Annotated in this window: 32 protein-coding genes; 11 read left to right on the top strand and 21 right to left on the bottom strand. The window is 66.1% G+C overall.

What is annotated here, in order from left to right; translation table 11 throughout:
- Window positions 1-46: 46 nt before the first annotated feature.
- From AC1X6S_RS00730 to AC1X6S_RS00715, 4 genes are all read right to left on the bottom strand, one after another.
- Window positions 47-1,249, bottom strand: coding sequence for an acyl-CoA dehydrogenase family protein (locus AC1X6S_RS00730; protein WP_483403931.1), 1,203 nt, complete (start codon window positions 1,247-1,249; stop codon window positions 47-49).
- Window positions 1,250-1,254: 5 nt separating this feature from the next.
- Window positions 1,255-2,313, bottom strand: a complete 1,059-nt coding sequence (locus AC1X6S_RS00725) for a phosphotransferase family protein (RefSeq protein ID WP_483403930.1) — start codon at window positions 2,311-2,313, stop codon at window positions 1,255-1,257.
- A gap of 105 nt (window positions 2,314-2,418) precedes the next feature.
- Window positions 2,419-2,826, bottom strand: a complete 408-nt coding sequence (locus AC1X6S_RS00720) for an acyl-CoA thioesterase (protein WP_483403929.1) — start codon at window positions 2,824-2,826, stop codon at window positions 2,419-2,421.
- Window positions 2,826-3,500, bottom strand: coding sequence for a QsdR family transcriptional regulator (locus AC1X6S_RS00715; RefSeq protein WP_483403928.1), 675 nt, complete (start codon window positions 3,498-3,500; stop codon window positions 2,826-2,828). The genes AC1X6S_RS00720 and AC1X6S_RS00715 overlap by 1 nt, the downstream gene beginning before the upstream one ends.
- 116 nt (window positions 3,501-3,616) lie before the next feature.
- Between AC1X6S_RS00715 and AC1X6S_RS00710 the strand changes: the two genes are divergently transcribed.
- Both AC1X6S_RS00710 and AC1X6S_RS00705 read left to right on the top strand, forming a co-directional pair.
- Window positions 3,617-4,819, top strand: coding sequence for an acyl-CoA dehydrogenase family protein (locus AC1X6S_RS00710; RefSeq protein ID WP_483404954.1), 1,203 nt, complete (start codon window positions 3,617-3,619; stop codon window positions 4,817-4,819).
- An 11-nt stretch (window positions 4,820-4,830) separates the two neighbouring features.
- On the top strand, window positions 4,831-6,054 hold the full coding sequence (locus AC1X6S_RS00705) for an acetyl-CoA C-acetyltransferase (protein ID WP_483403927.1): 1,224 nt from the start codon (window positions 4,831-4,833) through the stop codon (window positions 6,052-6,054).
- A 120-nt stretch (window positions 6,055-6,174) separates the two neighbouring features.
- On the opposite strand, the gene AC1X6S_RS00700 is transcribed toward AC1X6S_RS00705, so the two are convergent.
- The 5 genes from AC1X6S_RS00700 to AC1X6S_RS00680 all read right to left on the bottom strand — a co-directional run bounded on the left by AC1X6S_RS00700 (window position 6,175) and on the right by AC1X6S_RS00680 (window position 10,139).
- Window positions 6,175-6,633, bottom strand: coding sequence for a MaoC family dehydratase (locus AC1X6S_RS00700; RefSeq protein WP_483403926.1), 459 nt, complete (start codon window positions 6,631-6,633; stop codon window positions 6,175-6,177).
- Entirely contained in the window at window positions 6,630-7,379 is a 750-nt protein-coding gene (locus AC1X6S_RS00695; RefSeq protein ID WP_483403925.1) for an SDR family oxidoreductase, read from the bottom strand. The genes AC1X6S_RS00700 and AC1X6S_RS00695 overlap by 4 nt, the downstream gene beginning before the upstream one ends.
- Entirely contained in the window at window positions 7,376-8,503 is a 1,128-nt protein-coding gene (locus AC1X6S_RS00690) for an alcohol dehydrogenase catalytic domain-containing protein (RefSeq protein WP_483403924.1), read from the bottom strand. The genes AC1X6S_RS00695 and AC1X6S_RS00690 overlap by 4 nt, the downstream gene beginning before the upstream one ends.
- Window positions 8,504-8,635: 132 nt before the next feature.
- A complete protein-coding gene (locus AC1X6S_RS00685) occupies window positions 8,636-9,328 on the bottom strand; it encodes a glutamine amidotransferase (protein WP_483403923.1) in 693 nt (230 codons plus the stop codon).
- A gap of 22 nt (window positions 9,329-9,350) precedes the next feature.
- Entirely contained in the window at window positions 9,351-10,139 is a 789-nt protein-coding gene (locus AC1X6S_RS00680; RefSeq protein WP_483403922.1) for an SDR family NAD(P)-dependent oxidoreductase, read from the bottom strand.
- A gap of 146 nt (window positions 10,140-10,285) precedes the next feature.
- Between AC1X6S_RS00680 and AC1X6S_RS00675 the strand changes: the two genes are divergently transcribed.
- Window positions 10,286-10,954: an ion channel gene (locus AC1X6S_RS00675; RefSeq protein WP_483403921.1), complete on the top strand. Its 669-nt coding sequence runs from the start codon at window positions 10,286-10,288 to the stop codon at window positions 10,952-10,954.
- Between the two features lie 83 nt (window positions 10,955-11,037).
- The gene (locus AC1X6S_RS00670) at window positions 11,038-11,775 is read left to right on the top strand and encodes an SDR family oxidoreductase (RefSeq protein WP_483403920.1); all 738 of its coding nucleotides are present in this window, start codon (window positions 11,038-11,040) and stop codon (window positions 11,773-11,775) included.
- Between the two features lie 41 nt (window positions 11,776-11,816).
- On the opposite strand, the gene AC1X6S_RS00665 is transcribed toward AC1X6S_RS00670, so the two are convergent.
- Window positions 11,817-12,716 (bottom strand): LysR family transcriptional regulator ArgP, encoded by a 900-nt coding sequence (locus tag AC1X6S_RS00665; RefSeq protein ID WP_483403919.1) that lies wholly within the window; start codon window positions 12,714-12,716, stop codon window positions 11,817-11,819.
- A gap of 72 nt (window positions 12,717-12,788) precedes the next feature.
- Between AC1X6S_RS00665 and AC1X6S_RS00660 the strand changes: the two genes are divergently transcribed.
- Window positions 12,789-13,406, top strand: a complete 618-nt coding sequence (locus AC1X6S_RS00660) for a LysE/ArgO family amino acid transporter (RefSeq protein WP_483403918.1) — start codon at window positions 12,789-12,791, stop codon at window positions 13,404-13,406.
- Window positions 13,403-14,998, top strand: a complete 1,596-nt coding sequence (locus AC1X6S_RS00655; protein WP_483403917.1) for an alpha-amylase family glycosyl hydrolase — start codon at window positions 13,403-13,405, stop codon at window positions 14,996-14,998. Before AC1X6S_RS00660 ends, AC1X6S_RS00655 begins: the two co-directional genes overlap by 4 nt.
- 24 nt (window positions 14,999-15,022) lie before the next feature.
- Here the strand turns inward: AC1X6S_RS00655 and arfB are convergent, their stop codons facing one another.
- The 3 genes from arfB to AC1X6S_RS00640 form a co-directional block, all read right to left on the bottom strand.
- Window positions 15,023-15,445, bottom strand: a complete 423-nt coding sequence (arfB, locus tag AC1X6S_RS00650; protein ID WP_483403916.1) for an alternative ribosome rescue aminoacyl-tRNA hydrolase ArfB — start codon at window positions 15,443-15,445, stop codon at window positions 15,023-15,025.
- 23 nt (window positions 15,446-15,468) lie between these two features.
- Window positions 15,469-15,750: a hypothetical protein gene (locus AC1X6S_RS00645; protein ID WP_483403915.1), complete on the bottom strand. Its 282-nt coding sequence runs from the start codon at window positions 15,748-15,750 to the stop codon at window positions 15,469-15,471.
- A 100-nt stretch (window positions 15,751-15,850) separates the two neighbouring features.
- A complete protein-coding gene (locus tag AC1X6S_RS00640; RefSeq protein WP_483403914.1) occupies window positions 15,851-16,243 on the bottom strand; it encodes a hypothetical protein in 393 nt (130 codons plus the stop codon).
- Between the two features lie 183 nt (window positions 16,244-16,426).
- On the opposite strand from AC1X6S_RS00640, the gene AC1X6S_RS00635 reads away from it, so the two are divergent.
- Window positions 16,427-17,200 carry an alpha/beta fold hydrolase gene (locus AC1X6S_RS00635; RefSeq protein ID WP_483403913.1) on the top strand — a complete coding sequence of 258 codons (774 nt, stop codon included), beginning with the start codon at window positions 16,427-16,429 and terminating at the stop codon, window positions 17,198-17,200.
- A 13-nt stretch (window positions 17,201-17,213) separates the two neighbouring features.
- Here AC1X6S_RS00635 and AC1X6S_RS00630 read toward each other — a convergent pair whose 3' ends face one another.
- From AC1X6S_RS00630 to AC1X6S_RS00620, 3 genes are all read right to left on the bottom strand, one after another.
- Window positions 17,214-18,464 carry an amidohydrolase gene (locus AC1X6S_RS00630; protein WP_483403912.1) on the bottom strand — a complete coding sequence of 417 codons (1,251 nt, stop codon included), beginning with the start codon at window positions 18,462-18,464 and terminating at the stop codon, window positions 17,214-17,216.
- Window positions 18,465-18,579: 115 nt separating this feature from the next.
- Window positions 18,580-19,140 (bottom strand): hypothetical protein, encoded by a 561-nt coding sequence (locus AC1X6S_RS00625; RefSeq protein WP_483403911.1) that lies wholly within the window; start codon window positions 19,138-19,140, stop codon window positions 18,580-18,582.
- Window positions 19,137-19,376, bottom strand: coding sequence for a PLDc N-terminal domain-containing protein (locus AC1X6S_RS00620; RefSeq protein ID WP_483403910.1), 240 nt, complete (start codon window positions 19,374-19,376; stop codon window positions 19,137-19,139). The genes AC1X6S_RS00625 and AC1X6S_RS00620 overlap by 4 nt, the downstream gene beginning before the upstream one ends.
- A gap of 229 nt (window positions 19,377-19,605) precedes the next feature.
- Here AC1X6S_RS00620 and AC1X6S_RS00615 point away from each other — a divergent pair, with 229 nt between their 5' ends.
- A complete protein-coding gene (locus AC1X6S_RS00615) occupies window positions 19,606-20,088 on the top strand; it encodes a DUF1269 domain-containing protein (RefSeq protein WP_483403909.1) in 483 nt (160 codons plus the stop codon).
- 68 nt (window positions 20,089-20,156) lie between these two features.
- On the opposite strand, the gene AC1X6S_RS00610 is transcribed toward AC1X6S_RS00615, so the two are convergent.
- Complete coding sequence (locus AC1X6S_RS00610; protein ID WP_483403908.1) at window positions 20,157-20,900, bottom strand: SDR family NAD(P)-dependent oxidoreductase; 744 nt, start codon at window positions 20,898-20,900, stop codon at window positions 20,157-20,159.
- A 286-nt stretch (window positions 20,901-21,186) separates the two neighbouring features.
- Here AC1X6S_RS00610 and AC1X6S_RS00605 point away from each other — a divergent pair, with 286 nt between their 5' ends.
- Window positions 21,187-21,696, top strand: coding sequence for a DUF1269 domain-containing protein (locus tag AC1X6S_RS00605; protein ID WP_483403907.1), 510 nt, complete (start codon window positions 21,187-21,189; stop codon window positions 21,694-21,696).
- Window positions 21,697-21,811: 115 nt separating this feature from the next.
- Here AC1X6S_RS00605 and AC1X6S_RS00600 read toward each other — a convergent pair whose 3' ends face one another.
- From AC1X6S_RS00600 to arsB, 3 genes are read right to left on the bottom strand one after another with little or no spacing between them, the layout of a single operon-like run.
- Window positions 21,812-23,194 (bottom strand): FAD-dependent oxidoreductase, encoded by a 1,383-nt coding sequence (locus AC1X6S_RS00600; protein ID WP_483403906.1) that lies wholly within the window; start codon window positions 23,192-23,194, stop codon window positions 21,812-21,814.
- Between the two features lie 45 nt (window positions 23,195-23,239).
- Entirely contained in the window at window positions 23,240-23,650 is a 411-nt protein-coding gene (locus tag AC1X6S_RS00595; protein ID WP_483403905.1) for an arsenate reductase ArsC, read from the bottom strand.
- 27 nt (window positions 23,651-23,677) lie between these two features.
- A complete protein-coding gene (arsB, locus tag AC1X6S_RS00590) occupies window positions 23,678-24,778 on the bottom strand; it encodes an ACR3 family arsenite efflux transporter (RefSeq protein ID WP_483403904.1) in 1,101 nt (366 codons plus the stop codon).
- Between the two features lie 88 nt (window positions 24,779-24,866).
- Between arsB and AC1X6S_RS00585 the strand changes: the two genes are divergently transcribed.
- Entirely contained in the window at window positions 24,867-25,217 is a 351-nt protein-coding gene (locus AC1X6S_RS00585) for an ArsR/SmtB family transcription factor (RefSeq protein WP_483403903.1), read from the top strand.
- Window positions 25,214-25,888 (top strand): cation efflux transmembrane domain-containing protein, encoded by a 675-nt coding sequence (locus AC1X6S_RS00580; protein WP_483403902.1) that lies wholly within the window; start codon window positions 25,214-25,216, stop codon window positions 25,886-25,888. Before AC1X6S_RS00585 ends, AC1X6S_RS00580 begins: the two co-directional genes overlap by 4 nt.
- 16 nt (window positions 25,889-25,904) lie before the next feature.
- Here AC1X6S_RS00580 and AC1X6S_RS00575 read toward each other — a convergent pair whose 3' ends face one another.
- Window positions 25,905-26,426 carry an SRPBCC family protein gene (locus tag AC1X6S_RS00575; RefSeq protein WP_483403901.1) on the bottom strand — a complete coding sequence of 174 codons (522 nt, stop codon included), beginning with the start codon at window positions 26,424-26,426 and terminating at the stop codon, window positions 25,905-25,907.
- Between the last annotated feature and the right edge of the window lie 11 nt (window positions 26,427-26,437).

Raw genomic sequence — 26,437 nt, 5'->3', positions numbered from 1 at the left:
GGGGATCTCCTTTGATCACAGGGGGGGGGGTGGGGGTAACGACTTTTCAGCGCCGCAGCTCGGCTTTTCCGAGCGCGGCGAGGTGGACTTCGTCGGGACCGTCAGCGATGCGCAGTGCTCTCGCGCCCGCGAACATCTCGGCGAGCGGGACGTCCTGAGACAGGCCGGCACCACCGAAGAGCTGCATGGCCCGATCGAGGATCGTCTGAACTGCGCGCGGAACGGCGATCTTGATGGCCTGGATCTCGGTCATCGCGGCACGGTTGCCGACGGTGTCCATCAGCCACGCGGTTTTCAGCACGAGCAGCCGCAGCGACTCGATGCTGATGCGCGACTCGGCGGCCCATTCGCGCACGACGCCCTGGCTCGCGAGCGGCGCGCCGAAGGCGACACGGTCGTTGGCACGCTCGCGCACCAGGGCAACGGCGCGCTCCGCCATGCCGAGCGCCCGCATGCAGTGGTGAATCCTGCCGGGCCCGAGCCGCGCCTGCGCGATAGCGAATCCGTCGCCCTCAGCCCCGATCAGGTTCGACACCGGCACCCGCACATCGTGGAACACGATCTCAGCGTGCCCACCGTGGTCCCGGTCGTCGTAGCCGAAAACGGTGAGCGGCCGCACGACTTCGACGCCGGCGGCATCCCTCGGAACCAGAATCATCGACTGTTGCCTGTGCCGCTCGGCCGCAGGGTCGGTCTTGCCCATCACGATCAGGATCTCGGCGTTCGGGTTCATCGCACCGGTCGACCACCACTTCCGCCCGGAGATCACGTAGTGGTCCCCGTCACGACGGATGCTGGTAGCGACGTTGGTTGCATCGGAGGACGCCACGTCCGGCTCGGTCATACAGAACGCCGAACGGATGCGGGCGTCGAGGAGCGGTTCGAGCCAGCGCTTTTTCTGTTCCTCGGTGCCGAAGTCGGCGAGCACCTCCATGTTGCCCGTGTCCGGCGCCGCACAGTTGAGGGCGACAGGCGCGAGTCGCGGACTCCACCCGGTGAGCTCCGCGAGCGGCGCGTACTGCAGGTTGGTGAGGTTCGCCCCGTGCTCACCGGGCAGGAACAGGTTCCACAGGCCGCGTTCGCGTGCCAGCGCCCGCAGCTCATCGACGACGGGCCGGAATCCCCACTCGTCCGGCGTCGCTCGAAGTTGAGCGTCGAGCACCGGCTCGGCGGGAATCACGTGCTCGTCGAGAAAGGCGCGCAGCGTTGTGGCCAGTTCGGTCGTGCGGGGGTCTTCGGCGAAGTCCATGGTCGTCAGAGTCCTCTCAGGGCGGAGCGGGCGAGTCCCTCTTCGGCGAGGGGCTCAACGAGCTGGCCGATGCGGTCGAAGCCGTCACCGACGGTCTCGCCCGCCTGGTATCGGCAGTGGATGCCCTCGAGGATGACGGCGAGCTTGTACGCCGCGAACGCGCGGTACCAGCCGAGATCGGGAGTCGCGATCCCCGCGTGTGCGGCATAGGCATCCACCATCTCGTCAAAGCCGGGATAGCCGGCGTCGAGGTCGACGGCGCTCGGTGCGACTCCGCGCCCGCCGGGCAGCTCGGCGATGCTCCAGTAGAGGCCGAGCATGCCGAGGTCGACGAGCGGGTCGCCAAGGGTCGCCATCTCCCAGTCGAGGATCGCCGTGATGCGCGGGGCCGCTGACGCGCCACGACCGCCATCCACGAGCGCGTTATCCAGCCGGTAATCGCCGTGCACGAGCGTGGAACGGCCGGCCGACGGCATCCGTTCACCGAGCCCGGCCTGAAGCTCATCGAGCCGTGGCACCTCGCGCGTGCGCGACGCACCGAGCTGCCTGCGCCATGTCCTCAGCTGCCTGTGCAGGTAACCGTCCGCGCGCCCAAAGGTGTCGAGCCCGACGGATGCCGGCGGGATGGCGTGCAGTTCGGCCAGAATTCCGGCGAGGCTGAGTCCGAGCGCGCGCAGCTCACCCGACGCGAAATCGGCGTTCTGTGCCGGGTCGGACAGTACCCGACCCGCAACGAGGTCCATCACGAAGAACGGGGTCCCGGTGACCTCGCTCGCCGCCGTGTCGTCGACGAGGTCGATGGTCGGCGGCACCGGCACAGCAGTGCCCTGCAGTGCGGTGATCACCCGGTATTCACGCGCCATGTCGTGGGCACTCGACAATACGTGACCCAGCGGCGGACGACGCAGCACCAGGGGCCGACGCCCGCCGTCGATGCGGTAGGTGAGGTTGCTGCGCCCCCCGGTGATGAGCCTGGCCGACAACGGACCGCTCGAGAGCTCGGGATGTTCGCGTGCAAGCCACTCGGTGAGCCCTCTGACATCCAGCCCGGGAGAGTCGGTCATCGTCGACCACCTTTCACGCGCGAGTGCCGCGCAGCGAGCGACCCAGCAGGACCGCGTTCCGCCAGCATACCGCGTGGTCGGTATGTTCGCACTACCCCGGGGGGATCAGGCGAGCAGATCGCGTTCGATCACCGAGCGGATGCCGGTGGGGATCGGCGTCGGGGTACGGTCGGCCGCACCGACGAAGACGTGCACGAAGCGGCCGACGGCGATCGGCTCCTCCTGGCCCGGTCGCAGGATCCCGAGGGCCCAGGTGACGCTCGTCGTCCCGAGCCGTTCGATGCCGATGCCGACCTCGAGTGGTTCGGGAAACGACGCGGAGGCGCGGAACTCGCACGACGATGCGGCGCACAGGGCGATGGCATCGCCCTGCGGATCGAGGCCTCCGTTGCCCATCATCCAGGTGTTGATGGCGGTGTCCATCGCCTCGTAGTAGACGGTGTTGTTGAGGTGTCCGTACTGGTCGTTATCGTTCCAGCGTGTGGCGAATGGCAGCCGTACTCCGTAGCGCATCAGGCAACCCTCAGCAGCACGCGAAACGCCACTCGCGCTCGATCGGTGCTGGGTTCGTCGCCGGCAATGAGGTCGGCATAGGTGAAGGATTCAGAGATCCGGACCAGCAGGTAGGCGAGTTCCGCCGGGTCGATGGCACCGCCGAGGGGGGCGTCGCCGAGCTCCCTCCGGACGAGCCAGTCGGCCGTCGCCACGTACCGGCGCTGGATCTCGCTCTCGGTGGTCGTCAGCAGCCGGAGCGCCCGAGCGGGCTCACGCTGCAGGAACTGCCGGAAGTAGGGCGCGCTGATCAGGTCATCGACGAAATGGGTGAGCACGCCCGCTACCCGCTCTTCGGCGCGCAGGTCTCCCGTGGCATCCTCCGCCTGGAGAAGAGTCGGTACAGCGAGAGACCAGAGGACCTCGGAGAGCAGCGCGTCACGATTGCCCACCCAGCGAAACAGTGAGGTGCGATCGACACCGAGATCGGCCGCCAGTGCGCTCATGTCGATGCGGCGGCCGGCGATGAACTCGTCACGGGCTCGGGCGAATGCACGCGCCGAACCCTCGTGTGCCGCCTCGGCCAGCCGGTTCGACAGCCAGGACGGAGCAGACTCGAGGCCGACGGTTCCGATGGTTGCCGCGGCGCGCGTGCTTGTGGCGCGAGCGGTCACAGCGTCTGTCGTGGTGTGCATGCCGGAACTCTATCGCGTGGCCATCGGATGCGTGCAACATTCTGGAAAATGATGCATACTACGGTACATCGCGGTTCATGAACCGCAAGACGATGTCGTCGACGAACGGAGAAGCAATGACGCTCACCACGCAACAGACCGATCGGCCCGAGGTGCTCGACGCCGATTTCTATGGCTTCCAGGACCAGCTCACCGAGGAGGAGCTGCGCTCGGTCGCTCGCATCCGTGCTTTCCTCGACGCCGAGGTGCGGCCACACGCCGACCAGCTCTGGGAGGAGGCCCGAAGCCCCCGCCACCTCATCCCCGGGTTCGCCGAACTCGGCATGTTCGGGGCGGGCTGGCCCGAAACCCGGCACTTCGACAACAGCGCCGTCTACCGCGCCTGGATCGCGCTCGAGATCGCCAGGGTCGACCCGTCGACGGCGACATTCATTGGTGTGCACAGCGGACTCGCCATGAACGCCATCGGGGTCGGCGGCTCCGAGGAACAGCGCGCGGAGTGGATGGGTCCGATGGGCCGTGGTGAGGTCATCGGTGCGTTCGGGCTCACCGAGCCGACGAGCGGATCCGACACCGCGCGCGGGCTGCAGACCACCGCGACCAGACACGGCGATGAGTGGGTCCTCAACGGCAAGAAGCGCTGGATCGGCAACGCTACCTTCGCCGACATCGTGGTGATCTGGGCCCGCGACACCGCGGACGACCAGGTCAAGGGATTCATCGTGCGACAGCCGTCCGCCGGCTTCACCGCGACCAAGATCGAGCGCAAGCAGTCGCTCCGTGCAGTGGAGAACGCCGACATCGTCCTCGAGGATGTCCGGGTCCCCGAGAGCGACCGCCTGGCCAACATTCATTCGTTCCGCGACGTAGCCATCGTGCTGAGGCTGACCCGCGCCGAGGTGGCCTGGCAGGCCATCGGGGTGGCGGTCGGCGCTTATGAAGCAGCCCTCGCCTACGCCACAGAGCGCCATCAATTCGGCAAGCCGATTGCCTCGTTCCAGTTGGTGCAGGAGAAGCTGGCGAACTCACTGTCCAACATCACCGCGAGCATCGCCCTGTGCATGCGGGTATCCGCCATGCAGGACGAGGGCGTACAGAAAGACCACCACTCGGCGATGGCCAAGGCGTTTGCCACAGCCAGGATGCGGGAGACGGTCGCCCTCTGCCGCGAAATCGTCGGAGGAAACGGAATCCAGCTCGACCATGGGGTCGCCCGCTTCTTCGCCGACGCCGAGGCGGTCTACACCTTCGAGGGCACGTTCGATATGAACACGCTCATCGTCGGCCGCGCCATCACCGGCATCCAGGCATTCGTTTAGAGAGGAACCACATGGCTGAAGCATTCATCGTCGCCACCGCCCGCTCGCCGATCGGCCGCGCCCGCAAGGGGTCGCTCGTCGGCATCCGTTCTGATGATCTCGCGGCGCGCATGGTGCGCGACGCACTGGCAAAAATCCCCGCCCTCGATCCGGGCCGCATCGACGACCTGCTGCTGGGTTGCGGGCTGCCGGGAGGCGAGCAGGGAATGAACATGGCCCGCATCGTGTCGATTCTCCTCGGCCTCGACGAGGTGCCGGGAACCACGGTCAATCGCTACTGCTCGTCGAGCCTGCAGACAACGCGGATGGCCTTCCACGCCATCAAGGCCGGGGAGGGAGATGTATTCATCTCCGCCGGGGTGGAATCGGTCAGCCGGTCGATGCGCGGGTCGAGCGATTACATCCCCGGCGAGACGCTCACCAACCCGCTGTTCGATGAGGCAATTGCCCGCACCGAGGCGAGGGCCGGCGGGGGCCTGCCGCCGTGGCACGATCCCCGGCAGGACGGACAACTGCCCGACGCGTACATCGCCATGGGGCAAACGGCCGAGAACGTCGCCGAGCTGCGTGGCATCACGCGAGACGAGCAGGATGCGTTTGCGGCCCGGAGCCAGCAGCGCGCGGAGAGAGCGGATGCCAGTGGCTTCTGGGCAACGGACATCGCGCCGGTGACGCTCGATGACGGCACCGTCGTGTCGAAGGACGATGGACCACGAAGCGGCGTCACGGTCGAGGCCCTGAGCCAGCTCGACCCCGTCTTCCGGCCGGACGGCACGGTAACGGCGGGCAACTGCTGCCCGCTCAACGACGGCGCCGCAGCCGTCATCGTGGTGTCCGAGCGCGTGGTCGACGAGCTGGGACTGTCGCCGCTGGCCAGGATCGTCTCGACAGGGGTGAGCGGCCTCTCCCCCGAGATCATGGGCCTCGGGCCGGTCGAGGCGAGCCGACGGGCGCTCGCGCTCGCCGGTCTCAGCATCGACGACATGGACCTGGTCGAAATCAACGAGGCCTTCGCCGCGCAGGTCATTCCGTCGGCACGGGAACTCGGTGTTGACTCGGAGAAACTCAACGTCTTCGGTGGCGCCATCGCGGTCGGCCACCCATTCGGGATGACCGGAGCCCGGATCACGTCAACGCTGATCAACGGCCTGCGACAGACGGGCGGCCGCTACGGTCTCGAGACGATGTGCGTCGGCGGCGGCCAGGGCATGGCGCTCGTGCTCGAGCGCGTCTGACGAGCGCTGACAAGACAGAATCGCTGAAAGACAGAAGCGCTGAAAGACAGAGCTGAGGCGCTCGCCGAAAGACGAGCGCCTCAGCTCTGCGTCACCGCAGTGGTCACCAGTGTGATGTCGTCAGTCTGAGCCGACGAAGAGCGCGATCGTGCTGGCGACGAGCGCCGGTCGCGACCCACCCTCGATCTCGACGGTCACGGTCACACCCGCGCGGGTCCCCTGCGGCGTGCTTTCAGCGCTCGTGATGGTCGAACTCGCCCGCACGCGCGATCCCGCCGTGACCGGCTGCAGGAAGCGCACCTTGTCGAGGCCGTAATTGACCACCATCGCGGCGCCTCCCACTTCGACGAGACCCTCGGTCAGCCGGGGAATGAGTGAGAGCGTGAGGTAACCGTGCGCGATTGTGGCTCCGAACGGTCCGGATGCCGCGCGCTCGGCGTCGAGATGGATCCACTGCCGGTCTTCGGTCGCCTCGGCAAACGCATCGATACGGTCCTGGTCGATCCTGAACCAGTCCCCCGTCGCCGTCCGGCCGATGGCATCCGTCAGCGTTGCGGGTGACGAAACGGTGATCGTCATGACCTCGGCCCTCCCGCGACGTAGAGCACCTGGCCGGAGACGAAACTCGACTCCTCACGGCAGAAGAACGAGACGGCCGCGGCGATATCCTGGGGCTGGCCGACACGTCCAACGGGAATCTCCTTCGCGGCGCCGGCGAGGAAGTCGTCGAAGGCGATGCCCATGCGCTCAGAGGTCGCTCGTGTCATCTCAGTCTCAATGAAGCCCGGTGCGACAGCATTGGCCGTCACGCCGTAGCGGCCGAGTTCGAAGGCGAGGGTCTTCGTGAAGCCCTGGATGCCCGCCTTCGCCGCAGAGTAGTTGGCCTGCCCGCGGTTGCCGAGGGCCGACGTGCTGGAGAGGTTGACGATGCGCCCCCAGCCCTCGGCGACCTGGTGGGCCTGGACGGCCCGGCTCATCAGGAACGCGCCACGCAGGTGCACGCCGAGAACGGCGTCCCAGTCGTCCTCGGTCATCTTGAACAGCAGGTTGTCGCGAAGGATGCCCGCGTTGTTGACCAGGATGGTGGGAGCGCCGAGCTCATCGGCCACCCGCGCGACGGCCGCTGTCACGGCATCCGAGTCTGCGACGTTGGCACCGACGGCGATGGCGCGGCCCCCGTCCGCCTCGACCGCGGCAACGGTGTCTGCCGCGTGGTCGGCGTGAAGATCGAGAACGGCAACCTGGTAGCCGTCTGCGGCGAGCCTTCTGGCGGTCGCGGCGCCAATGCCGCGTGCTGCTCCTGTGACGATGGCGGTGCGGGTCATACGGTGTCCATTCGTTGGGGTGGGTCGAAGGTGATGAGTTGGCGTAACGCTGCGCCGGTGGCAAGCCGGTCCATGCCCTCAGCGATGTCGTGAAGGCCGATGCGGGCCGAAACGAGCCGTTCGAGAGGCAGCACCCCTCGTCGCCAGAGGTCGACATAACGCGGGATGTCGCGGCTCGGAACGGCCGAGCCCAGGTAACTGCCGATGATCGTCTTCGCCTGCGCGGTGACGAGGAGCGGGGCGATGCTCGCCATGGCATCCGGGGCGGGGAGGCCGACGGTCACCAGAGTGCCGCCGGGAGCGGTGAGTGAGAACGCCGTTTCGAAGGCGCGCGGCGAACCTGCCGCCTCGATCACGAGCGGAGCAGCGACGTGAGCGTCGATGGCATCACCCGGAGTGAAACCGCCGGATGCACCGAGCTCTGTCGCCAGGTCGAGCTTGGCATCGAGCGCATCGACGCCGATCACCTCGTGGCCGAGGGCGACGGCAACGAGCAGGGCGGCCATGCCCACGCCGCCGAGTCCGACGACGATCACCCGCGATCCAGTGGCCGGTCGCCCGGCGTTGATCACCGCACCTCCGCCGGTCAGTACCGCGCAGCCGAGAAGGGCCGCGATCTCGGCGGGCACGTCGGGATCGACGGGCACGACCGATGTGCGACTCACGACGGCGTGACTGGCGAAGCCGGAGACCCCGAGGTGGTGGCGCACGGGATCTCCCCCACGGTGAAGTCGAAGGCCGCCGCCGACCAGTGTGCCCGCATTGTTCGCTGCGCTCCCGACGCTGCAGGGCAGCCTGCCATCGGTGAGGCACTCGGCGCAGGTCCCGCAGCGCGGCAGGAATGTCATGACGACGCGGGTTCCGATCGCGATGTCATCAACGCCGTCGCCCAGGGATTCGACGATCCCGGCCGCCTCGTGCCCGAGCAGCATGGGCGTCGGCCGCTGGCGGCTGCCGTCGACCACACTCAGGTCGGAGTGACAGAGCCCGGCCACCTCGATCCGCACCAGCATCTCTCCGGGGCCAGGCGGGTCAAGCTCGACCGGCCCAACGGTGAACGGGCGGGACTCAGCAAACGGCGCCTCGGCACCCGAGCGCTCAAGGACTGCTCCAATGATCTCCACGCGACCTCCTCGTCGGGGGCTTTTCGCAGCATCCGTTCGCCCGTTCTCCCGAGCATACCGACTACGCGGTATGTAGTCGATCCTTGAGTGCTGAAAGCACCGAAATGAAGGCTTGGCGAGTGCTCCCCATCGTCAGCCGAGTCCGTCGAGCCATTCCCCGATGACGAGCCTCGCGCCCTCCTCCATGTCGGGTCCGTACTCGTGTGCCTGGGCCCGGAGCGTCCGCGGGTCGATACCCGCGCCGGTCAGAGCGTCGGCGTGACCGATGAGCCATTGTTCAATGCTGCGCTGCGGCACCTCGAGGTGGAACTGAAGTGCGAGCACAGTCGCGCCCACGGAGAACGCCTGGTTGTCGCAGACCGGCGTCGACGCGAGGCGTACGGCGCCGTCGGGGATCTCGCACCGGTCGTTGTGCCAGTGCAGCACCGGTCGCGACGCCAGGTGCCGAAGAACGGATGCCGCACCGTCAGTCGACAGGGCGAGCGGCCCGTACCCGATTTCGGTACCGGCCCCTGCGGCAACGGCGGCGCCGAGGGCACGGGCGATGAGCTGCGCGCCGAGGCACACCCCGAGCGTTGCCTGCCCGGCGCGGATCCGCTCGGCCAGCACCCCGATGACATGCTCGATTACCGGATAACGATCCCCGTCATTCGCCCCGATCGGCCCGCCGAGCACCACTACCAGGTCGGCGTCGAGCACCCCAATCAGCTCGTCCACACCGACGTCGAGGTAACGGATCCCGTAACCGCGCTCCCCCAGGATCGGCTCGAGGGTACCGAGGTCTTCGAAGGCAAGAAAACGGATGGCGATGGCGGTCTGTGTCACGGAAGCTCCAGGATGCCGCGAGTCAGCTGCGGAGATATGAGGCACCGTTGGCGTCGAGGATCGCCCCGGAACACCAGGCCGCGTCCGGTGAGGCGAGCCAGAATGCTGCTGCAGCGACCTCCTCGGGTGTGCCGACACGACCGAAGGGACTTTGCGCGCGAAGAGCGTCGCCCTCAGCGCCGTCGAGTTTGCCGAACTGGCGCTCAGTGGCGACGAAGCCGGGCGCGACGCTCGTCACCGAAATAGCGTGTGGAGCCAGGGCCACCGCCAGCGACTGCCCGAGCGCGTGGAGTCCCGCCTTGCTCGCCGCGTATGCCGGGTATTCCGGTTCGCCCCTGAAGGCGCCGCGCGAGCCGATATTGACGATGGCCCCTGGCGCTCCCCTGTCGATGAGATGGTTGGCGAACACCCACGCCAGGTTGGCCGCCCCGAGCAGATTGACGTCGACCATCGACCGGAAGGCTGCGGTCCAGTCGGCAAACGACACCTCGCCGAGCACGTGGCGGTTCGTCGCTGAGGGTGCCACAGCAGCGTTGCACACCAGCACGTCGAGTTCACCGAGCTCCGAAATGGCCTGTTCGACCACGCGTGCCGCGTCATCCGGTTCACCGACATCCCCGGCGACGAGCGAATGGCCGTCCCCCTCGAGCGAGCGCAGGGTTTCCTCGGCTCCGGCGCGATCACTTCGATAGTGCACGGCAACCCGATCGCCCGCCCTGGCGAACCGCTGGGCGACAGCCGCGCCGATCCCGCCCGATGCACCGGTAACGAGGACAGACCGCGACGGCTGAGAGACGGCGGGACTGGGCATGGGTCTCCTTCGATGGGCGGATCTCAACAGTAGAACACGAACGAATCGGCATGAATGGGCGGCGGAGTCGACCATTGGCCTCATACACCGCTGCCCGCCGCCGATACTCTGTCGCTTCTGGTCGTCGATCTCGAGGGGTGATGGTTATGGACGCGCACGCGCACGCACAACCACACCACCCGATTCTGGAGTCGGGTTACTGGCTGGTTCTCGGGCTCCTCGGGGTGTCTTACGTGCTGTGCGCAACGCAAACCTCGCTGAACCCGAACCCCATCGCCCTGCTGTATCAACTGTTTACCGTCGCTGCGACGCTCTGGGTTGCCGAGGTGAAAACGTCCGCGCGGCGAGCGGGCTGGCTCGCGCTTGCCGTCACCGGGCTGGCCACCGTGGTTGTTCACCTCGCCGGTCTTGAAGGACGGCTCCTCGACATTATTCTCTCTGCGACCTCGATGGTGGCCTACCTCGTTGCGCCGATGGCCATCGTCGCGCATGAGTTTCGGAAGGTCACCGTCGATGTCCAGACGCTCCTCGGCGCGATCGCCGCGTACGTCATGGTTGGCATGTTCTTCACCTTCGTGTACAACCTGATCAGCCTGACGACTCCGACGCCCCTGTTCGGCGAGGCGAGTCACGACTCACTCACCAGCCAGCTGTTCTTCTCCTTCACCACACTGACCACGACCGGCTACGGAAACCTCGTCCCGAACGCGCCCCTGGTGCAGACGGTGGCGATAAGCGAGGCGATCACCGGGCAACTCTTCCTCGTCATCGCGGTGGCCAAGTTCGTCTCCGGCTGGCAGCCTCAGCCGCGCTGACAGAGGAGCATCCCTCCGGGCGACGGGTTCATCGAGCGGGCGCACAGATGTATTGTTCCTCCAACGCAGAGCGAGGAGTTCCCATGCAGAACACAGCAGACCGCGTCGCCATTGTCACGGGAGGCTCCGGAGGGATCGGCCGAGCCGTTGCCGAACGCCTCGGGAGAGACGGGTTCGCGGTCGTCGTACATTACTCGGGCAACGAGGCACGCGCCGCCCAGACCGTCGATTCGGTGCGCCGGGCCGGCGGCAGGGCCAGCGCCGCCGGTGGCGATGTGGGCGATGAATCGGCGATGACCCGGATGTTCGACCTCGCGGAGCGCGAGTTCGGGGGCGTTGATGTCGTCGTCCACACGGCCGGGATCATGCCACTCGCACCGATCGCCGAGATGGACCTGGAGTCGTTCGATCGGGTCATGCGCACCAACGTTCGCGGAACATTCATCGTCGACCAGCTCGCAGCGCGTCGCGTCCGCAACGGTGGTGCGATCGTCAACTTCTCGACATCGATAACCCGACTGCAGCCACCGACCTACGGCGCATACGCGGCCTCGAAGGGCGCCGTCGAGTCGCTCACCCTCATTCTCGCCCGGGAATTGCGCGGTCGAGACATCACGGTGAACGCGGTCGCCCCGGGTCCGACGGCAACCCCGCTGTTCCTCAGCGGCAAGAGTGACGAGCTGGTCGCGCAAATCGCCTCAGCCAACCCGATGGGCCGCCTCGGCACACCGGAGGACATCACTGAAGCTGTCTCCTTCCTCGCCGGCCCTGCCCGCTGGGTCAACGGCCAGGTCCTCTACGTGAACGGCGGGGCAGCCTGACGACGGCGTCTCCGCCGGCGAACCCGGCATCCCGCAGACGCTCACGCCGAGGGAGAACGGCGCGGCCCGCCCAGCTCACGGCGTGCCGCAGCCGCCATCACCTCGGCGACCCGGCTGAGTGACGACATCTGCAACGCCCACTGCTGCCAGTGAAGCGTGACATCGACCGGTCCCCCGGCGTCCAAGTCGACCAGCTCACCCCGGGACTCAAGTTCACGCGACAGCTGATCCGGCAGCATCCCCCAGCCGAAGCCGAGCCGAACCGCTTCAGCGAAGTCGGTCGAACCGGGTACGAAGTGCTGCGGCGGCGCCAGCTCAGCACTCGAGAACCTCCGCAGGTAGCGGTGCTGGAGGTCATCCTTCGTGTCGAATATCACGACGGGCGCAACCGCGAGCGAAGCGGCATCCGTCCCGTTCGAAAACCATCGGTCAATGAAGGCCCGGGATGCCATCGGCCGGTAACGCATGACGCCGAGCGGCGTTGAGGTGCAGCCCTGGACCGGTCGCGCCTGGGTCGTGATGGCGGCCATCACCGTGCCGTCACGGAGCAACTGCGCCGAGTGGTCCTCGTCTTCCCGGTGGATGTCGAAGAGAAACTCGTGTGCGAGTTCCGCGAGTGCCGGCATCACCCAGGTTGCCAGCGAATCACCGTTGATCGCGAGGGACACCGTCGGCCAGCTCGCCGCGGCCTCGCGGGATGTCTCGGCCGCAGCCTCCTCGCTCAACGCGGCGAACTGCCGGGCGAGCCGAAGGTACGTCGCACCCATGGCCGTCACGGTGATCGGCTTGGTGCGCCGAACGAGGACTCCGCCGACCGCATTCTCCAGCGCCCGAATGCGCTGGCTGATCGCAGACGGCGTGACCCTGAGCGCGTGGGCAGCAGCGTCGAACGTGCCGCCATCCACGGCGGCCGCCAGCGCCTGCAACTGGAGAGGGTCCATAGTTAGCGATTCTAATGTACCGACAGAATATGTAGCTGGCCTTACTATCGGGTCGCGCTCTACCGTAGAGGGGTGCACCTCCCCCTTCTCGCCGGCCTCGGCCTCGGCCTCTCTCTCATCATCGCCATTGGCGCCCAGAACGCCTTCGTTCTCCGGCAGGGTCTTCGTCGCGAGCACGTTGGCTGGATCGTTGCCATTTGTGCGCTGTCGGATGCCGTTCTGATCGCTCTGGGCATTTGGGGCCTCGGGACCCTCATCCAGACGGCGGATGTTCTCCTGGTCATCGTGCGCATCGGCGGCGCGGCATTTCTCACCTGGTACGGCGTGCGATCGGCGATGCGAGCGGCGCGGCCGAAAGCCCTCGACGCCAACCCCGCAGGTGCGCCAACCTCCCTTCGGACGGCGATTGTCACGGCGCTTGCGCTCACGTGGCTCAACCCGCACGTCTATCTCGACACGGTCGCTCTGCTCGGATCGATCGGTGCTACCTACGGCGACGGCCGGTGGTGGTTCGCCCTGGGGGCGGCGCTCGGCAGCGTCTTGTGGTTTACCGCCCTTGGGTTCGGATCGCGACTTCTTCGACCGCTCTTTGCGAAGCCGGTCGCGTGGCGTGTCCTCGACGCGGTTATCGCGGTCGTCATGCTGGCGATCGCTGCGAGCCTGCTGCTCGGCCTGGGAGGTGCGGAATGAACCCAGCGCCCACTGGACAGCCGACCGAATGGTGGCGCACCGCCGTCATCTACGAGGTTTATCCCCGGTCATTCGCCGACTCCACCGGAAATGGGATCGGCGACCTTCACGGCATCCGAGAACGGTTACCGTACATCGCCTCCCTGGGTGTGCAGGGCATCTGGATCACCCCGTTCCAGCGCTCCCCGCAGGTCGACCAGGGCTATGACGTCAGCGATTACTGCGATGTCGATCCGCTGTTCGGGACCCTCGCCGACTTTGACGATTTGCTCGCCGAGGCGCACACGTTGGGTCTCCGGCTGTTGGTCGACATCGTCCCGAACCATGCCTCGGTGCAGCATCCGCTGTTCAAGAGCGCCGTAGCGGCGGGTCCGGGTTCACCCGAGCGTGCAATGTTCCACTTCGCCGATGGTGTCGGTGATCGAGCGCCCAACAACTGGACGAGTGTCTTCGGCGGCCCGGCCTGGCATCGGGTCGCTCCCGGCTCTGCCACCGACAGGCAGTGGTACCTGCACCTGTTCAGCCCAGCACAGCCCGACTGGAACTGGCGCAACCCGGCCGTGGCTGAGTACTTCGACGGTGTGCTGCGGTTCTGGTTCGATCGCGGCGTCGACGGCATCCGGATCGATGTGGCCCACGGCCTGTTCAAGGCCGAGGGGATGCCTGACGCGCCGGACGTGCCGACCGTTGCGGACGGCCTGCGGTCGAACCCCCTGGTGACCGACCAGGAACCGGTTCACGAGGTCTATCGCCGCTGGCGGCGCATCGCCGACAAGTATGAACCAGCGCGCCTGCTCGTCGGCGAGGTGAATCTGGAGCCCGACCGGGCTGCCCGGTACACCAGGCCGGACGAACTGCACCAGGCCTTCGCCTTTGCCTTTGCGCGGCTCGACTGGAACGGCGACGAGTGGGCGACGGTCGGCGAACGCCTCGAGCGGGCGCGCCAAACCTATGGATCTGCTCCGAGCTGGGCGCTGGAGAACCACGATCTCGTGCGTACGGCCACCCGCTTCGGTGGCGGCGAACGCGGCGCCAGACGGGCAGGTGCTGCTGTCGTGGCTCTGCTCGGATTACCCGGAGCGGTGTACCTGTACCAGGGCCAGGAGCTTGGCTTGCCCGAGGTCGACGTTCCGCCGGCCGCGCGGGTTGACCCGATGTGGCTCTACAGCGGTGCCGGCCGCGACGGAGCGCGGATTCCAATGCCGTGGACCGCTTCGCCGGAGAAGATCAACGGGTTCACGGTGAGCGATGATGTGACGCCGTGGCTGCCGACGCCGACCGGGTGGGGATCCTGGTCGGTCGAGCGGCAGGAGGCCGACCCGGACTCGAACCTCGCCCTGGTGCGGGCAGCTCTGCGGTGCCGGGAGTCTCTCCTGCAGAGCGGCAGGATCCCGGCCGATGAGCGGGTGTCGTGGCGCTCCGAGTCCAACGGGCTGGTCACCTGCGACCGGGAAGGCGGCCTGACCGTTGCCATCGCCATGGGCGATGAGCCAGTACCGCTCCCCGAAGGCACGGTACTCTTCCGCACCGACGGCGAAACGGATGCCGTGCTGCGGCCGGACAGCGCCGCCTGGCTCTGGCGCCAGCACTGAAATCGGGCCGCACCTGAGACCGGGTCAATCCAGAGATGGCCGCTGGCGGTGCTGCTTGGTTGTCGAACGGCGCTCCTTGGCCGCGAGACGGCGCCGGTTCGAACCGCGGGTAGGTTTCGTCGGACGCCGACGCGGACCGTCAGGCGCGAGCCCGGCACCCACGAGGTCGGCAAGCTTACGGAGCGCGATCTCACGGTTACGAAGCTGCGATCGCTGCTCGGACGCTGTGACGGTGACCACGCCAGCGACGAGGCGTCCACGGAGGCGCGTCAGGAGCCTCTCCCGTTGCTCGTCGGTCAGAGTGGTCGAGTCGACCACGCTCCACGAGAGTTCGACCCGGCTGTCCGAGGTGTTGACGTGCTGCCCACCGGGCCCGGACGAACGCGAAAACCGCCAGCCGAGTTCACCGGCCGGAATCGTGAGCGCGGTCGACACCTCTAAATCCATGACAGAAATGTCGCGCGATCTGGCTACTCGTCCTCCGGGTGGACACCGGGCTCGAGAGAGAGGCCCTCGGTTTCCTCAGCCTCTTCGAACGCCTCCTCCGGATCCGGGAGATCGGGTTCGGGATTGTGTCCGTCCCGGAGTGGAAGGTCGTCTGCTGAATAGCCTTTTGTGCCTTCGTGCTCTTTGGGACCACCGAAGTTTGCGCCGCCTGCATTGGGACTCATCGTTGTTCTCCTCAACTGCTCGTCGTGACCGGCCCGACCGCGCACCTGCTTCTGCAACGCGATGAAAACGGGCTGGCGCACTGCTTTCTCCTACGCTAGACGCCATTGTGCCTGTCGTCGAAGAATACGTCTCCTCTGGTCTCCGAGCGGAAAAAGGGGTAGACGCGCTGATCGAGGGACCTTAATCCAGCGGCCTCCCCTCCGGAGTCAGTGGTTCGACAGTACTCGGCAGCACCGCCATGATGACGGAGAGTATCCCCGCGCCGAAGAAAAGGAAGAAGTCGATCAGCGTGAGCCCCAGTGGCATCAGGCCGAAAACCTGATTGTCGAGAAGGCCGGCACCGCCAATGGCGAGCAACACCACACCGACGAGCAAGAGAGAACCCCTGAGCAGGCCGGGTGAACTGTCCGTCAGAGCGGCAAAGAAGAGGAGGGCCGCGCTCAACAGATAGACCCAGTCAATGAAAATATCGACGTTGAATACAGCGAGCAGGTGCTCCCCCTCGATGAAGAGCCCGATCAATCCGTGACCGCCCAGAACTATCCCGAGCAGTAATGCGTAGGCCTTTCCCATGACGACTGGCTCCTTCTCTGCCTGCGTGGCGTGCGGATTGCACTGCGTCCACGCTAGAGATACCCAGCCCGACAAGACAAGCGTCACTTCCGGCGGAAGGCACGCTTCAGCGGGCTTGCCGCCGGTATCCCCCGGGGCTACCGTGAGGGCATCCCAGGGATCGAGGTAGCCGTGTCGGATTTCGTGACCACCAGGCTGAACGACCGCGTCGCTTTCGATCTGCGCGGTGAAGGCCCCGCCGTCGTCTTCGTCGCCGGTGCCGGACCGTGGCGTGCGATAGATCCAACGACGACCGAGACGGCCGAGCTTCTGGCGACAAAGGGCTGCACCACGATTGTCTACGACCGGCCCGGCCGCGGCGAAAGTGTTGCGGATGGCCCGTTCACCCTCGACCGCGAACTCGCCGCGCTCTCCGCGCTGATCGAACACGTGGGCGAAACCGCGGTGCTCTGCGGCCACTCCTCGGGCTGTTCGATCTCGCTTCTCGCCGCGGTACGCGGCCTTCCTGTCGCAGGCCTGGCCCTCTGGGAAGCGCCGCTCGCTCCCCCAGGCAGCGGAGCACGCGAGTGGGCGGACGAGCTTCGCGAACTCATCACCGCTGGAGACAACAAGGCAGCGCTGACCCTCTACATGAAAGACATGCCGCCAGAGATCCTCGAGATGGTGGCGTCGATACCCGCTATGGTTTCGCAGGCGCCGACCCTTCAGCCGGATGCCGACTCGCTGGCCTGGGCCGAGTCGGCCCCCCTGTCGGAGTTGCTCGCGGACATCAGGATTCCGGTTCTCACCATGGTGGGAACAACGAGCTACGACGACGTGATGGTGCCCGCGGCCGACATGATCACCGCGGCAATTCCCGGTGCCACCTGGAAACGGATGCCGGGGGCTGAGCACTCCTGGGAACCGGGCCCCATGGCTGACGAGCTCGCCCGGTTCGCGTCGCACTCGACGCGCTGACCGGCATCCGTCGTTACGCTGATGGCAACCAGGTCCTCGTCGCGGTGACGAGTGCCGTTACCCCGATGGTGAGGGTCGGGTCGATGACCGGCGCATACTTCGGCGAGTGGTTGCTCGGAACGGTGCGCAGGGCTGGATCATCCATCCGTCCCGTCGTGAACAGCGACGGGTCAGAACCGCCGAGAAGCCAGTACGACAGCGGCGCGTTCGAACTTGTCGCGAGGATGCCGACATCCTCACTGCCCGCGCCAGCACCCGGGTCGAGGATGTTGTCGTCGCCGAGCCACTGGGCGAACACGTCGAGCGTCTTCTTCAGTGCCGCCGCGTCGTTGACGACGACCGGGAACCGTTCGATCGACTCGACGGTCGGTTCCGTCGGAGCGCCGGCCGCAGCGGCCTCAGCCTTCACGATGCGGTCGACGCTCGAGAGGATGTGTTCCCGGATCGACTCGTCGTAGCTCCTGATGTTCAACTGCAGCTCGGCTTCGCCCGGAATGACGTTGGCGGCATCCCCCGCGTGCACCGATCCAACGGTGACGACCGCGATGTCCGTCGACGGCACCTCACGCGAAACGATGGTCTGCAGGCGGAGAATCGTGGCCGCAGCCATCACGACCGGGTCAATCGAGTTCTGGGGCATGGAGCCGTGCGCTCCCTGTCCGATGAGACGAACCCGGAGCGAGTCGGATCCGGCGTACGACGTGCCCGCGTGCCCGGCGATCTTTCCCGCCGGCAACGGAGCCACGTGCTGGCCGAGAACCACATCGGGCTTGGGGAACCTGTCGAACAGACCATCATCGACCATCGCCTGCGCCCCTGCGCCCAGTTCCTCGGCGGGCTGGAACACCACCATGAGTGTGCCTGACCAGCTCGACGTGTCGCCCGCGAGAGCCTGCGCCGCACCCAGGAGGCACGTCGTGTGCAGGTCATGCCCGCACGCGTGGTCGACCGAGACCGTCTTTCCGCTCTCGTCGGTCGCCGTCGCGGTGCTGGCGTAGTCGAGGCCCGTGTCTTCCTTGACAGGAAGCGCGTCCATATCCGCACGCAGGAGAGCCGTCGGGCCCTCGCCGTTCTTCAGGATGCCGACCACGCCGGTCTTACCGACACCGGTCGTCACCTCAAAACCGAGCGAGGTCAGGCGCTCCGCAACGATGCCCGACGTCCGGTGCTCCTGGAATCCCAGCTCTGGATTCCGGTGCAGGTCCTTGTACAGCTCGACCAGGCTCTGATCAACCGAGACGTTTTCGAACGGGGCGACAGACATGGTGAGCTCCTTTGATAGGCGAGCAGTGTTCCACGGATGCCGGGGCAAGGCAGGGGTCTTTCGGCCCACCATCGCGAGGCGGGGTGCGCTCGACTGGAGGTTGGATTCGTTGCCGTCAGTCGGCGGTTGGGTACTGGCCGATGATCAGAATCGAACCGTCGTCATCGGTACCCGCGGCGAAGGCTCCCGACCAGCTCACGTCGGTGTACCCGCGCCCGAGCATCCTCCGCGCGTTCCTGTTCTCATCGTCGCCGGATTCCGACACCCCGACCCACGGCTGCGGAAAAGCGGGCAAGGCCGACCCAGGCGGCATCCGCACCTCGAAGTAAACAAACTGTTCGTCGAGCCTGGTGAACCGGTTCGATGCGACCACTGTGGTCCCTGTTGGCAGCGCCGTTGCCGCTGGGATCGCGAGGTCGCCAAGCTGCACCTCGACGCAGTCAGGCCCTCGGCACTCCGTGCCGTTGGCAGCGTCATTGGCTGCTGCCTCAACCCACTGCACGACGACGACCAGCAGAACGACGACCACCACCGCTGAGATGACCGAGGCGATTGCAGCCTGAACAGAGCTGCGCCGAAGCGGTACCTCTTCGACCTCGCCCTCGGCAGCGGCGGCGAGGTCATCGATGTCGAGCGGAACGACCGGATCTGGCCGGATTGCGGAATCCGTCCTCACGGATCCACGACCGAACCCGGGGGCGGCGGAAGGCGCCTGCCGATGGCGAACCAGGCAACAGGCCCGATGACCGGGGCGATGATCACGACGAGTACCCAGACGGCGCGGGCCACAGCGTCGAGCTCGCGCCTCCGAGCGATCTGAACGAGCGCGACGACGAGCGCCACAACGACCACGGCGACGACGACGGTCCAGACGATATCGAACCAGACGGGAAGGAGCGGATTCGCGGTCACAGCTGTCCTTTCGCTGCCGGGGATGCGTAGCGCAAGTCTCGGTGACGGTACGTGGGTTGTCAACGAATCCACGTGACTGCTTACTGCGGAGATTCCCCTAACGGGACCATTGACCCTGCCCCGAGCAGGGACCAAAGCCCACCATGCCTACGAACGCCCGTCGCGCTGTACGGCGAGGCTCGAAGCAATGCACTCGGCACCTTTGCCCAACCAAGAAAGGCGGCACCCCATGGCCGATCTCATCGTCATCTCGTTCGACACGAAAACCGACGCGGAAGCGGCGTACAACAAAGTTCTGGAATTGCAGGACGACTTGATCGTCGAGCTTGCCGGCCTCGCCCTCGTGACGGTCGACGACGAAGGCAAGACCCACGTCACCCACCCCGGCCCCGTCGGGAAGGTGGGCATCGGAGCTGCTGGCGGCGCTGTCTTCGGTGGCCTGCTCGGCATCCTCTTCTTCATGCCGTTGATCGGACTCGTCATCGGCGGTGCCTTCGGAGCGCTGTTCGCCGGCCTGGACAAGGCGGGAATCAACAGCGAGTTCCGTGAGCGGGTCCAGGACACGGTGAGCGCAGGAAAATCGGCGATCGTCCTCTACGCGACAAAGCTGACGCAGGACAAGTTCACCGAGGCGCTCGCTCCGTACAACGGCACTGTCGTCCAGACGTCTCTGTCGAAGGAACAGGAAGCCCAGCTGGCCGACAACATCTGATCGGCCTGCGGCGGCTGGAGACGGGGCGGGTTCGTACCCGGATCCAGCCGCCGCTGTCGCGCCACCGGTTAGTGGAGCTTGATCGTTCCGCCGTCGACCATGAGGGTCTGGCCGGTGATGTAGCTGGCGTCGTCCGAGACGAGGAACGCCACGGCGGGGGCGACATCGTTCCCCGGGTGGCCGAAGCGACCGAGCGGAATCTTGCCCAGCGTCGTGTTGTAGAGGTCAGGGAAGGCCTCAGACCATGCCTGCACCCCCTCCGTCATCGCCATCGGGCAGACGACGTTGACCCGGATGCGGTCAGGAGCCCACTCGTTCGCAACAACCCGGCTCAGCCCGCGAATGGCCTCCTTGGCCGAGGCGTACGCTCCCTGGGTCACCTGCCCGTCCAGTCCGGCACCCGAGCCGAAGTTCACGATCGAGCCTGACGTCTTCTTCAGCTCGGGGTGAGCGGCACGCATGAAGTTGATGGTGGCGCGCAGACCTGTATTGAAGGACAGCTCCCACATCTCAGCGGTGAGTTCGAGGAATGGGGCCTGGCGGGACGCGTGCGCGTTGTTGACGAGGGCATGGAGGCCACCGAAGTGCTCAACCGCTGCGCCGACCGCCTGCTCAGCGACGGCGGAGTCGGAAACGTCCCCCTGCAGGAAGTACACCGAGTCACCGAGATCCGCGACGAGCGCCGCCCCGGCGTCCTGGTTGATGTCCACCGCGACGACCTTCGCACCGCGTTCAACGAACGTGCGGGTGATGGCTCCGCCGATTCCGGATGCCCCACCGGTCACGATGACTGTCTTGTTCTGCAGTTGCATAGCTGTGTCTTTTCTTTCGTTTTCGCACCCGTCCGGCGCTCGGGTCGTCCCGGCACGAACCATTTACTGTCTTTGGGACAGTATATGTCGCCCGCCTCCACACGAGTTCTGGGGCATGTGGGTGCAAATGTCACCCGACGGACGAAAGGCTCTACTGCGCGCGAACCTGACGCTGTTATCTGGGCAGGTGCCCGGGAGCTTCCGAGTGCGCGGCTAAATCGCGCGCTTTCACCGCGAGCGGGCGCATGGATGTCTCACACGAGACTCAACAACGAATGGAGACACAATGGCTGAATCCGACGGAACATTCCTGTATATCGGCACTTACCCGAACGAGGCTGACGCGCGCGCTGACTATGGCGTCGTCAAGGACCTGCACAAGGACGGCGCGGTCGGCACATACGACGCCGCGGTCGTCACCAAAGACGACAAGGGCAAGGTGCACGTCAACAAGGACGAGCAGGCATTCCGCCACGGCGGCTGGGGCGGTGCCGTAGCCGGTGCTGTGGTTGGACTGCTGTTTCCCCCGGCGATCATCGGCACCGCAATCGTCGGTGGAGCGATCGGAGCGGTGACCGGCCACCTGTGGCGCGGCGTCTCGCGCTCAGACGTCAAAGAGCTCGGCGAGGCCATCGACTCCGGCGAGGCGGCATTGCTCGTCGTCGGTGAGAGCAAGCTCGAAGACGCGATTGCAAAGGCCGAGCTGAAGGCTGAGAAGAAGGTTGCGAAGCGGCTCGGTGTGAAGAAGTCCGACATCGACGCGGCGGTCAAGGAAGCTGCCTCAGAAATCAGCTGAGCGCAGTCCCACACCGAGAAGGCCGGTCGCCCACAGCGGCCGGCCTTCTCTGCGCTTCGGTTATCGTGCGCGCCGATGATTGTGCGCTCCGGTGGCACCGCCCATCCCGCGGCGTCTAGCTGCAGCAGGATGAAGCGGATGCCTCCGGCGCAGGGCCGCAGGATGAAACGGATGTCTCGGCGTCAGGGCCGCACCCGCCAGCCGGAGCGGGTGACACGCACACCCCGGTCTCGGGCAGCACGAGTTGCACCTGACGGGCGGCACCGTGGTTGCCCGCAAGCTCATCGGCGATGGAGCGCACCTGTTCGTAACCGGTCACAAGAAGGAAGGTCGGTGCGCGACCGTAGCTTTTCATCCCGGCGATGTAGAAGTTCGGTTCCGGATGCGCGAGTTCGATAACGCCGTGCGGGTAGACAGTGCCGCAGCTGTGCATGTTGGGGTCGATCAGCGGGGCGAGGGCGCGAGGGGCTTCAACGATCTCGTCCAGTGACAGCCGGATCTCACGCAGCATCTCAAGGTTGGGGCGGAAGCCCGTCGCGTTGACGACCCGGTCGACCTCCACTCTCGTCTTCTCCCCCTGCCGGCGACCGACCACGGCAACACGGTGGTCACCGGCTGGCTCGAGGTCATCGATTTCGAACTGGTCGATCAGCGTGACCCGCCCCTGGCGCACCAGGTCATGTACCGAGCTGCCGAGCTGGCCGCGCGCTTCGAGCTCGTCGTTCTCCGACCCGTACGCGCGAACCGGGCTTCGTCCGCGGATCGCCCAGCTGATCGTCGTGTCACTCTCCTCCTTCGCGAGGGCGGCCAGTTTCAGCAGGGTATTCGCTGCTGAGTGGCCGGCTCCGACGACGAGCGCGTGTCTGCCCGCGAAGCGATCCCGGTCAACCCCGAGGACGTCAGGCAGGGCGTGGCTGAGGTGTTCGCGGATACCATCGATGCCAGCAGGCGGAAGTCCACTGGCGGTGAGCCCGTTGGGGGTGCTGTAGGTACCGGAGGTGTCGATAACCGCTCGCGCAAGTTGTTCTGTGGTTGTGTCGCCGGTGCGAATCCGGAGCAGGAACGGGGTGGTGCTGCGTCCGGCGGAGCGGGTTCGATCCATCCCCTGCCGACTGACGTCCGTCACGGTGCTGTGGTAGCGGATCCGTGGGGCGAGCTCCGCGGTCGCAGCCAGAGGCAGCAGGTACTCCTCGACCAGTTCCCGGCCAAGAGGCAGCTTTTTCGCGGCGGGCGCGTGCCACTCGGTCCTGTCGAGGAGCCGACCGGCGGCCTCGTCGACGAGGAATTCCCACGGCGAGAACAGCCTGGTGTGACCCCACGCTGTCACAGCGCTACCGGCGGTCTCCCCCGCCTCGAAGACAACGACGTCGATCCCGCGCTCAAGCAACTGTGCGGCGGCGGCGAGGCCGACCGGTCCCGCACCGATGATGGCGACGGGAAGGCTGTCGAGCGTCCGTGAGGACGGCATGGTCAGGGTGGGGAGTTCTGCGATAGTCATGGTTTTTCGTTTCGTTACTGGCGCACGGAGCCGGTGGGCCCGTACCTAGGCCTTCGCCGGGAGGATTTCAGAGAGCAGCTGCTCGATCCGGGCTTTGATGTCGTCGCGGATCGGACGGACGGCCTCGATGCCCTGTCCTGCCGGGTCGTCGAGCTCCCAGTCTTCGTAGCGCTTGCCGGGGAAGATCGGGCAGGTGTCGCCGCAGCCCATCGTGATCACCACGTCGGAATCTTTGACGGCATCCGTTGTCAGGATCTTGGGGATGTTGTTGGCGATGTCGATGCCCTCTTCAGCCATCGCCTCGACCGCGACCGGGTTGATCTGGTCTTTCGGCTCCGAGCCGGCAGACAGCACGTCGACCTGCCCGTTGGACAGCGCGCGCATGTAGCCGGCGGCCATCTGTGACCGACCCGCGTTGTGGACGCAGACGAACAGTACTGACGGTTTCTCGCTCATCAGGGTCTCCTTGTATCGGGTGTGTGTTCAGACCCGGTCTGCGACCGGAAGTTCAGGATGGATCGGGAGGGTGTCTTTCGCAGGGAACATGCGGGGGCGCAGCCACAGCGCGACATAGACGAGGGCTACGAGCACGGGCACTTCGATCAGCGGGCCGACGATGCCGGCGAGTGCCTGGCCGCTCGTGGCACCGAACGTTCCGATCGCCACGGCGATGGCGAGTTCGAAGTTGTTGCCGGCCGCCGTGAATGCGAGTGTCGTTGTGCGCTCGTACGACAGCCCGATGAGTTTGCCGAGGACAAAGCCGACGATGAAGGTGACCGCGAAATACACCAGTAGCGGCAGGGCAATGCGGACAACGTCGAGTGGTCGGTCGATGACCTGCCGCCCCTGCAGCGCAAACAGCATCACGATGGTGAAGAGGAGTCCGTACAGGGCAAACGGTCCCACCTTCGGCAGGAACGTGCTTTCGTACCATGTGCGACCGCGCGTTGCCTCGCCGAGCCGACGCGACAGATATCCGGCGATCAGTGGAATACCGAGGAAGACGAGAACGCTCAGTGTGATTGCCCACAGTGAGAACGACGCGCTCGTTGTCGCCAGTCCGAGCCACGACGGCAGGATCTGGAGGTAGAACCAGCCCAGGCCGGAGAAGGCGATGACCTGGAACACCGAGTTCACGGCAACGAGGAACGCGGCGGCCTCCCGATCGCCGCACGCCAGGTCGTTCCAAATCAGGACCATGGCGATACACCGCGCGAGCCCAACGATGATCAGGCCCGTGCGGTACTCCGGCAAATCGGGCAGGAACGCCCAGGCGAGAGCGAACATCAGCGCCGGCCCGACCAGCCAGTTCATCACCAGCGACGAGAACAGCAACTTTCGATCACCGGCGACCGCACGAGCATCCGAATATCGGACCTTCGCCAAAACCGGGTACATCATCACCAGCAGGCCGATCGCGATCGGCACGCTGACCGAACCAATGGAGAAGCCGTGCAGGGCTTCTCCGAACGCGGGGACGAAGACCGCGAGCGCCAGTCCCAACGCCATTGCGGCGAGGATCCAGACCGGGAGGAACCGGTCAGTTGTGCCGAGAGACGCGGGCTTCACCGGGGCAAGAGACATGAAGCTCCGTGACTGATAGATTGATGTACGTCGATGTACTCATCGTGACCCATGCATCGATGCATGTCAATCTAGGGAGTTTGTTGAGATGACGCTTACCGAGTCGCTGCAGATCACCGATCTCAACGCGTGCTGCACTCCTATCACGCGCGAGCCGATGGATGCCGACAGGGCGGATAAACTCGCCCGCTCGCTGAAGGCTCTGGCTGATCCCGCACGGCTGCGTTTGCTGTCGATCGTGGCGTCACACGAGGATGCCGAAGCGTGCGTCTGCGACCTGACTGAGCCGCTTGGCCTGAGCCAGCCCACCGTCTCCCACCACCTCAAGGTGCTCGTCGACGCCGGCTATCTCCACCGCGAAAAGCGCGGAACCTGGGCCTACTACAGCCTGACACCCAACTCGCTCGCGTCGGTATCCGGCCTCATCAGCGAACTGTGACTAAGACGACTCCTCGCACCTCCGACCGCCGGGCCGTCCTTCACCGGCGGGTGCGGTGGATCGTGGGGTTCACGATCGCGTACAACGTGATCGAAGCGATTGTCGCCATCACCGCCGGGGCGATCGCGTCCTCCGCCGCGCTCATCGGGTTCGGACTCGATTCGGTCATCGAGGTCCTCTCGGCGGCAGCGGTCGCGTGGCAGTTCACCCGCCGCGACCCGGAGCGGTGGGAGAAGCCCACGATCCGGGTGATCGCCATCGCTTTCTTCGCCCTGGCCGCGTACGTGATCACCGACTCGGTGCTCTCGCTCGCGGGCGTCGAGGACGTCGACCACAGCCCCCTCGGAATCGCCATTGCGACAACCAGCCTCGTGGTGATGCCCGCTCTCGCGTGGCTCGAACGCCGGACGGGCAGGGAGCTCGGATCCGCCAGCGTGGTCGCTGACTCCAAGCAACTCCTGCTCTGCGTCTACCTGTCAGCGAGCGTCCTGCTCGGCCTGTTGCTCAATACTCTTTTCGGCTGGGAATGGGCGGATGCTGTCGCCGCGCTCGTTATCGCCGGCTTCGCTATCCGCGAGGGAATCGAAGCGTGGAAGGGCGAGGTCGAGTCGCCGTTCGATGTGCTTTCAGATGACGACGCCGAGGACGCTGCCGCAGCACCTCGCCGGTGAGCCGCCTCCTCCCGACTCAGCGGCGGGTATTCGCGGCTGGGCCGTCGACGAGAAGCGTCGAGAGCTTGTCCAGGCACTGATCCAGACCGGCCTGCGACCCATCGCGCGCCTCCTCGACCGTGTAGCCGTACTCGGTGACGCTCAACCGGCTGCCGCCTTCGCCCACCGACTCAAACGTCACAACATGTGGGACGGTGTCAGGAACCCCCGCGGGGATGCCGACATCGGCCGGGCTGATCACCTCGCCGTTCGCGTCAGTAAACCGCATCTCGAACTCGAGTCGATTCGGAGGGTCGACGAGCGTGTAGGTCCAGGTGTTGAACATGTCTCCGCCGCCGAACTGCGCCGGCGCGCGCATTGCAACCAGTGAGACCCCGCCGACCCGGACATCCAGGTTGGCGACCGGACAGGTGAAACCGAGTGGACCCCACCACTGCATCAACAGCTCGGGCGTTGTCCAGGCGGCATAGGCGGAGTCCACCGACACCGGAAACTCCCGCGTCGCCCGCACCTCGAATGTGGAAAGAGGGTTGCCCATGATTCGTCTCC

The organism is Mycetocola sp. Y442 (genome assembly GCF_056898615.1).
The sequence above is the reverse complement of the archived record's forward strand: the minus strand, read 5'-3'. Positions and strand labels throughout refer to the sequence as shown.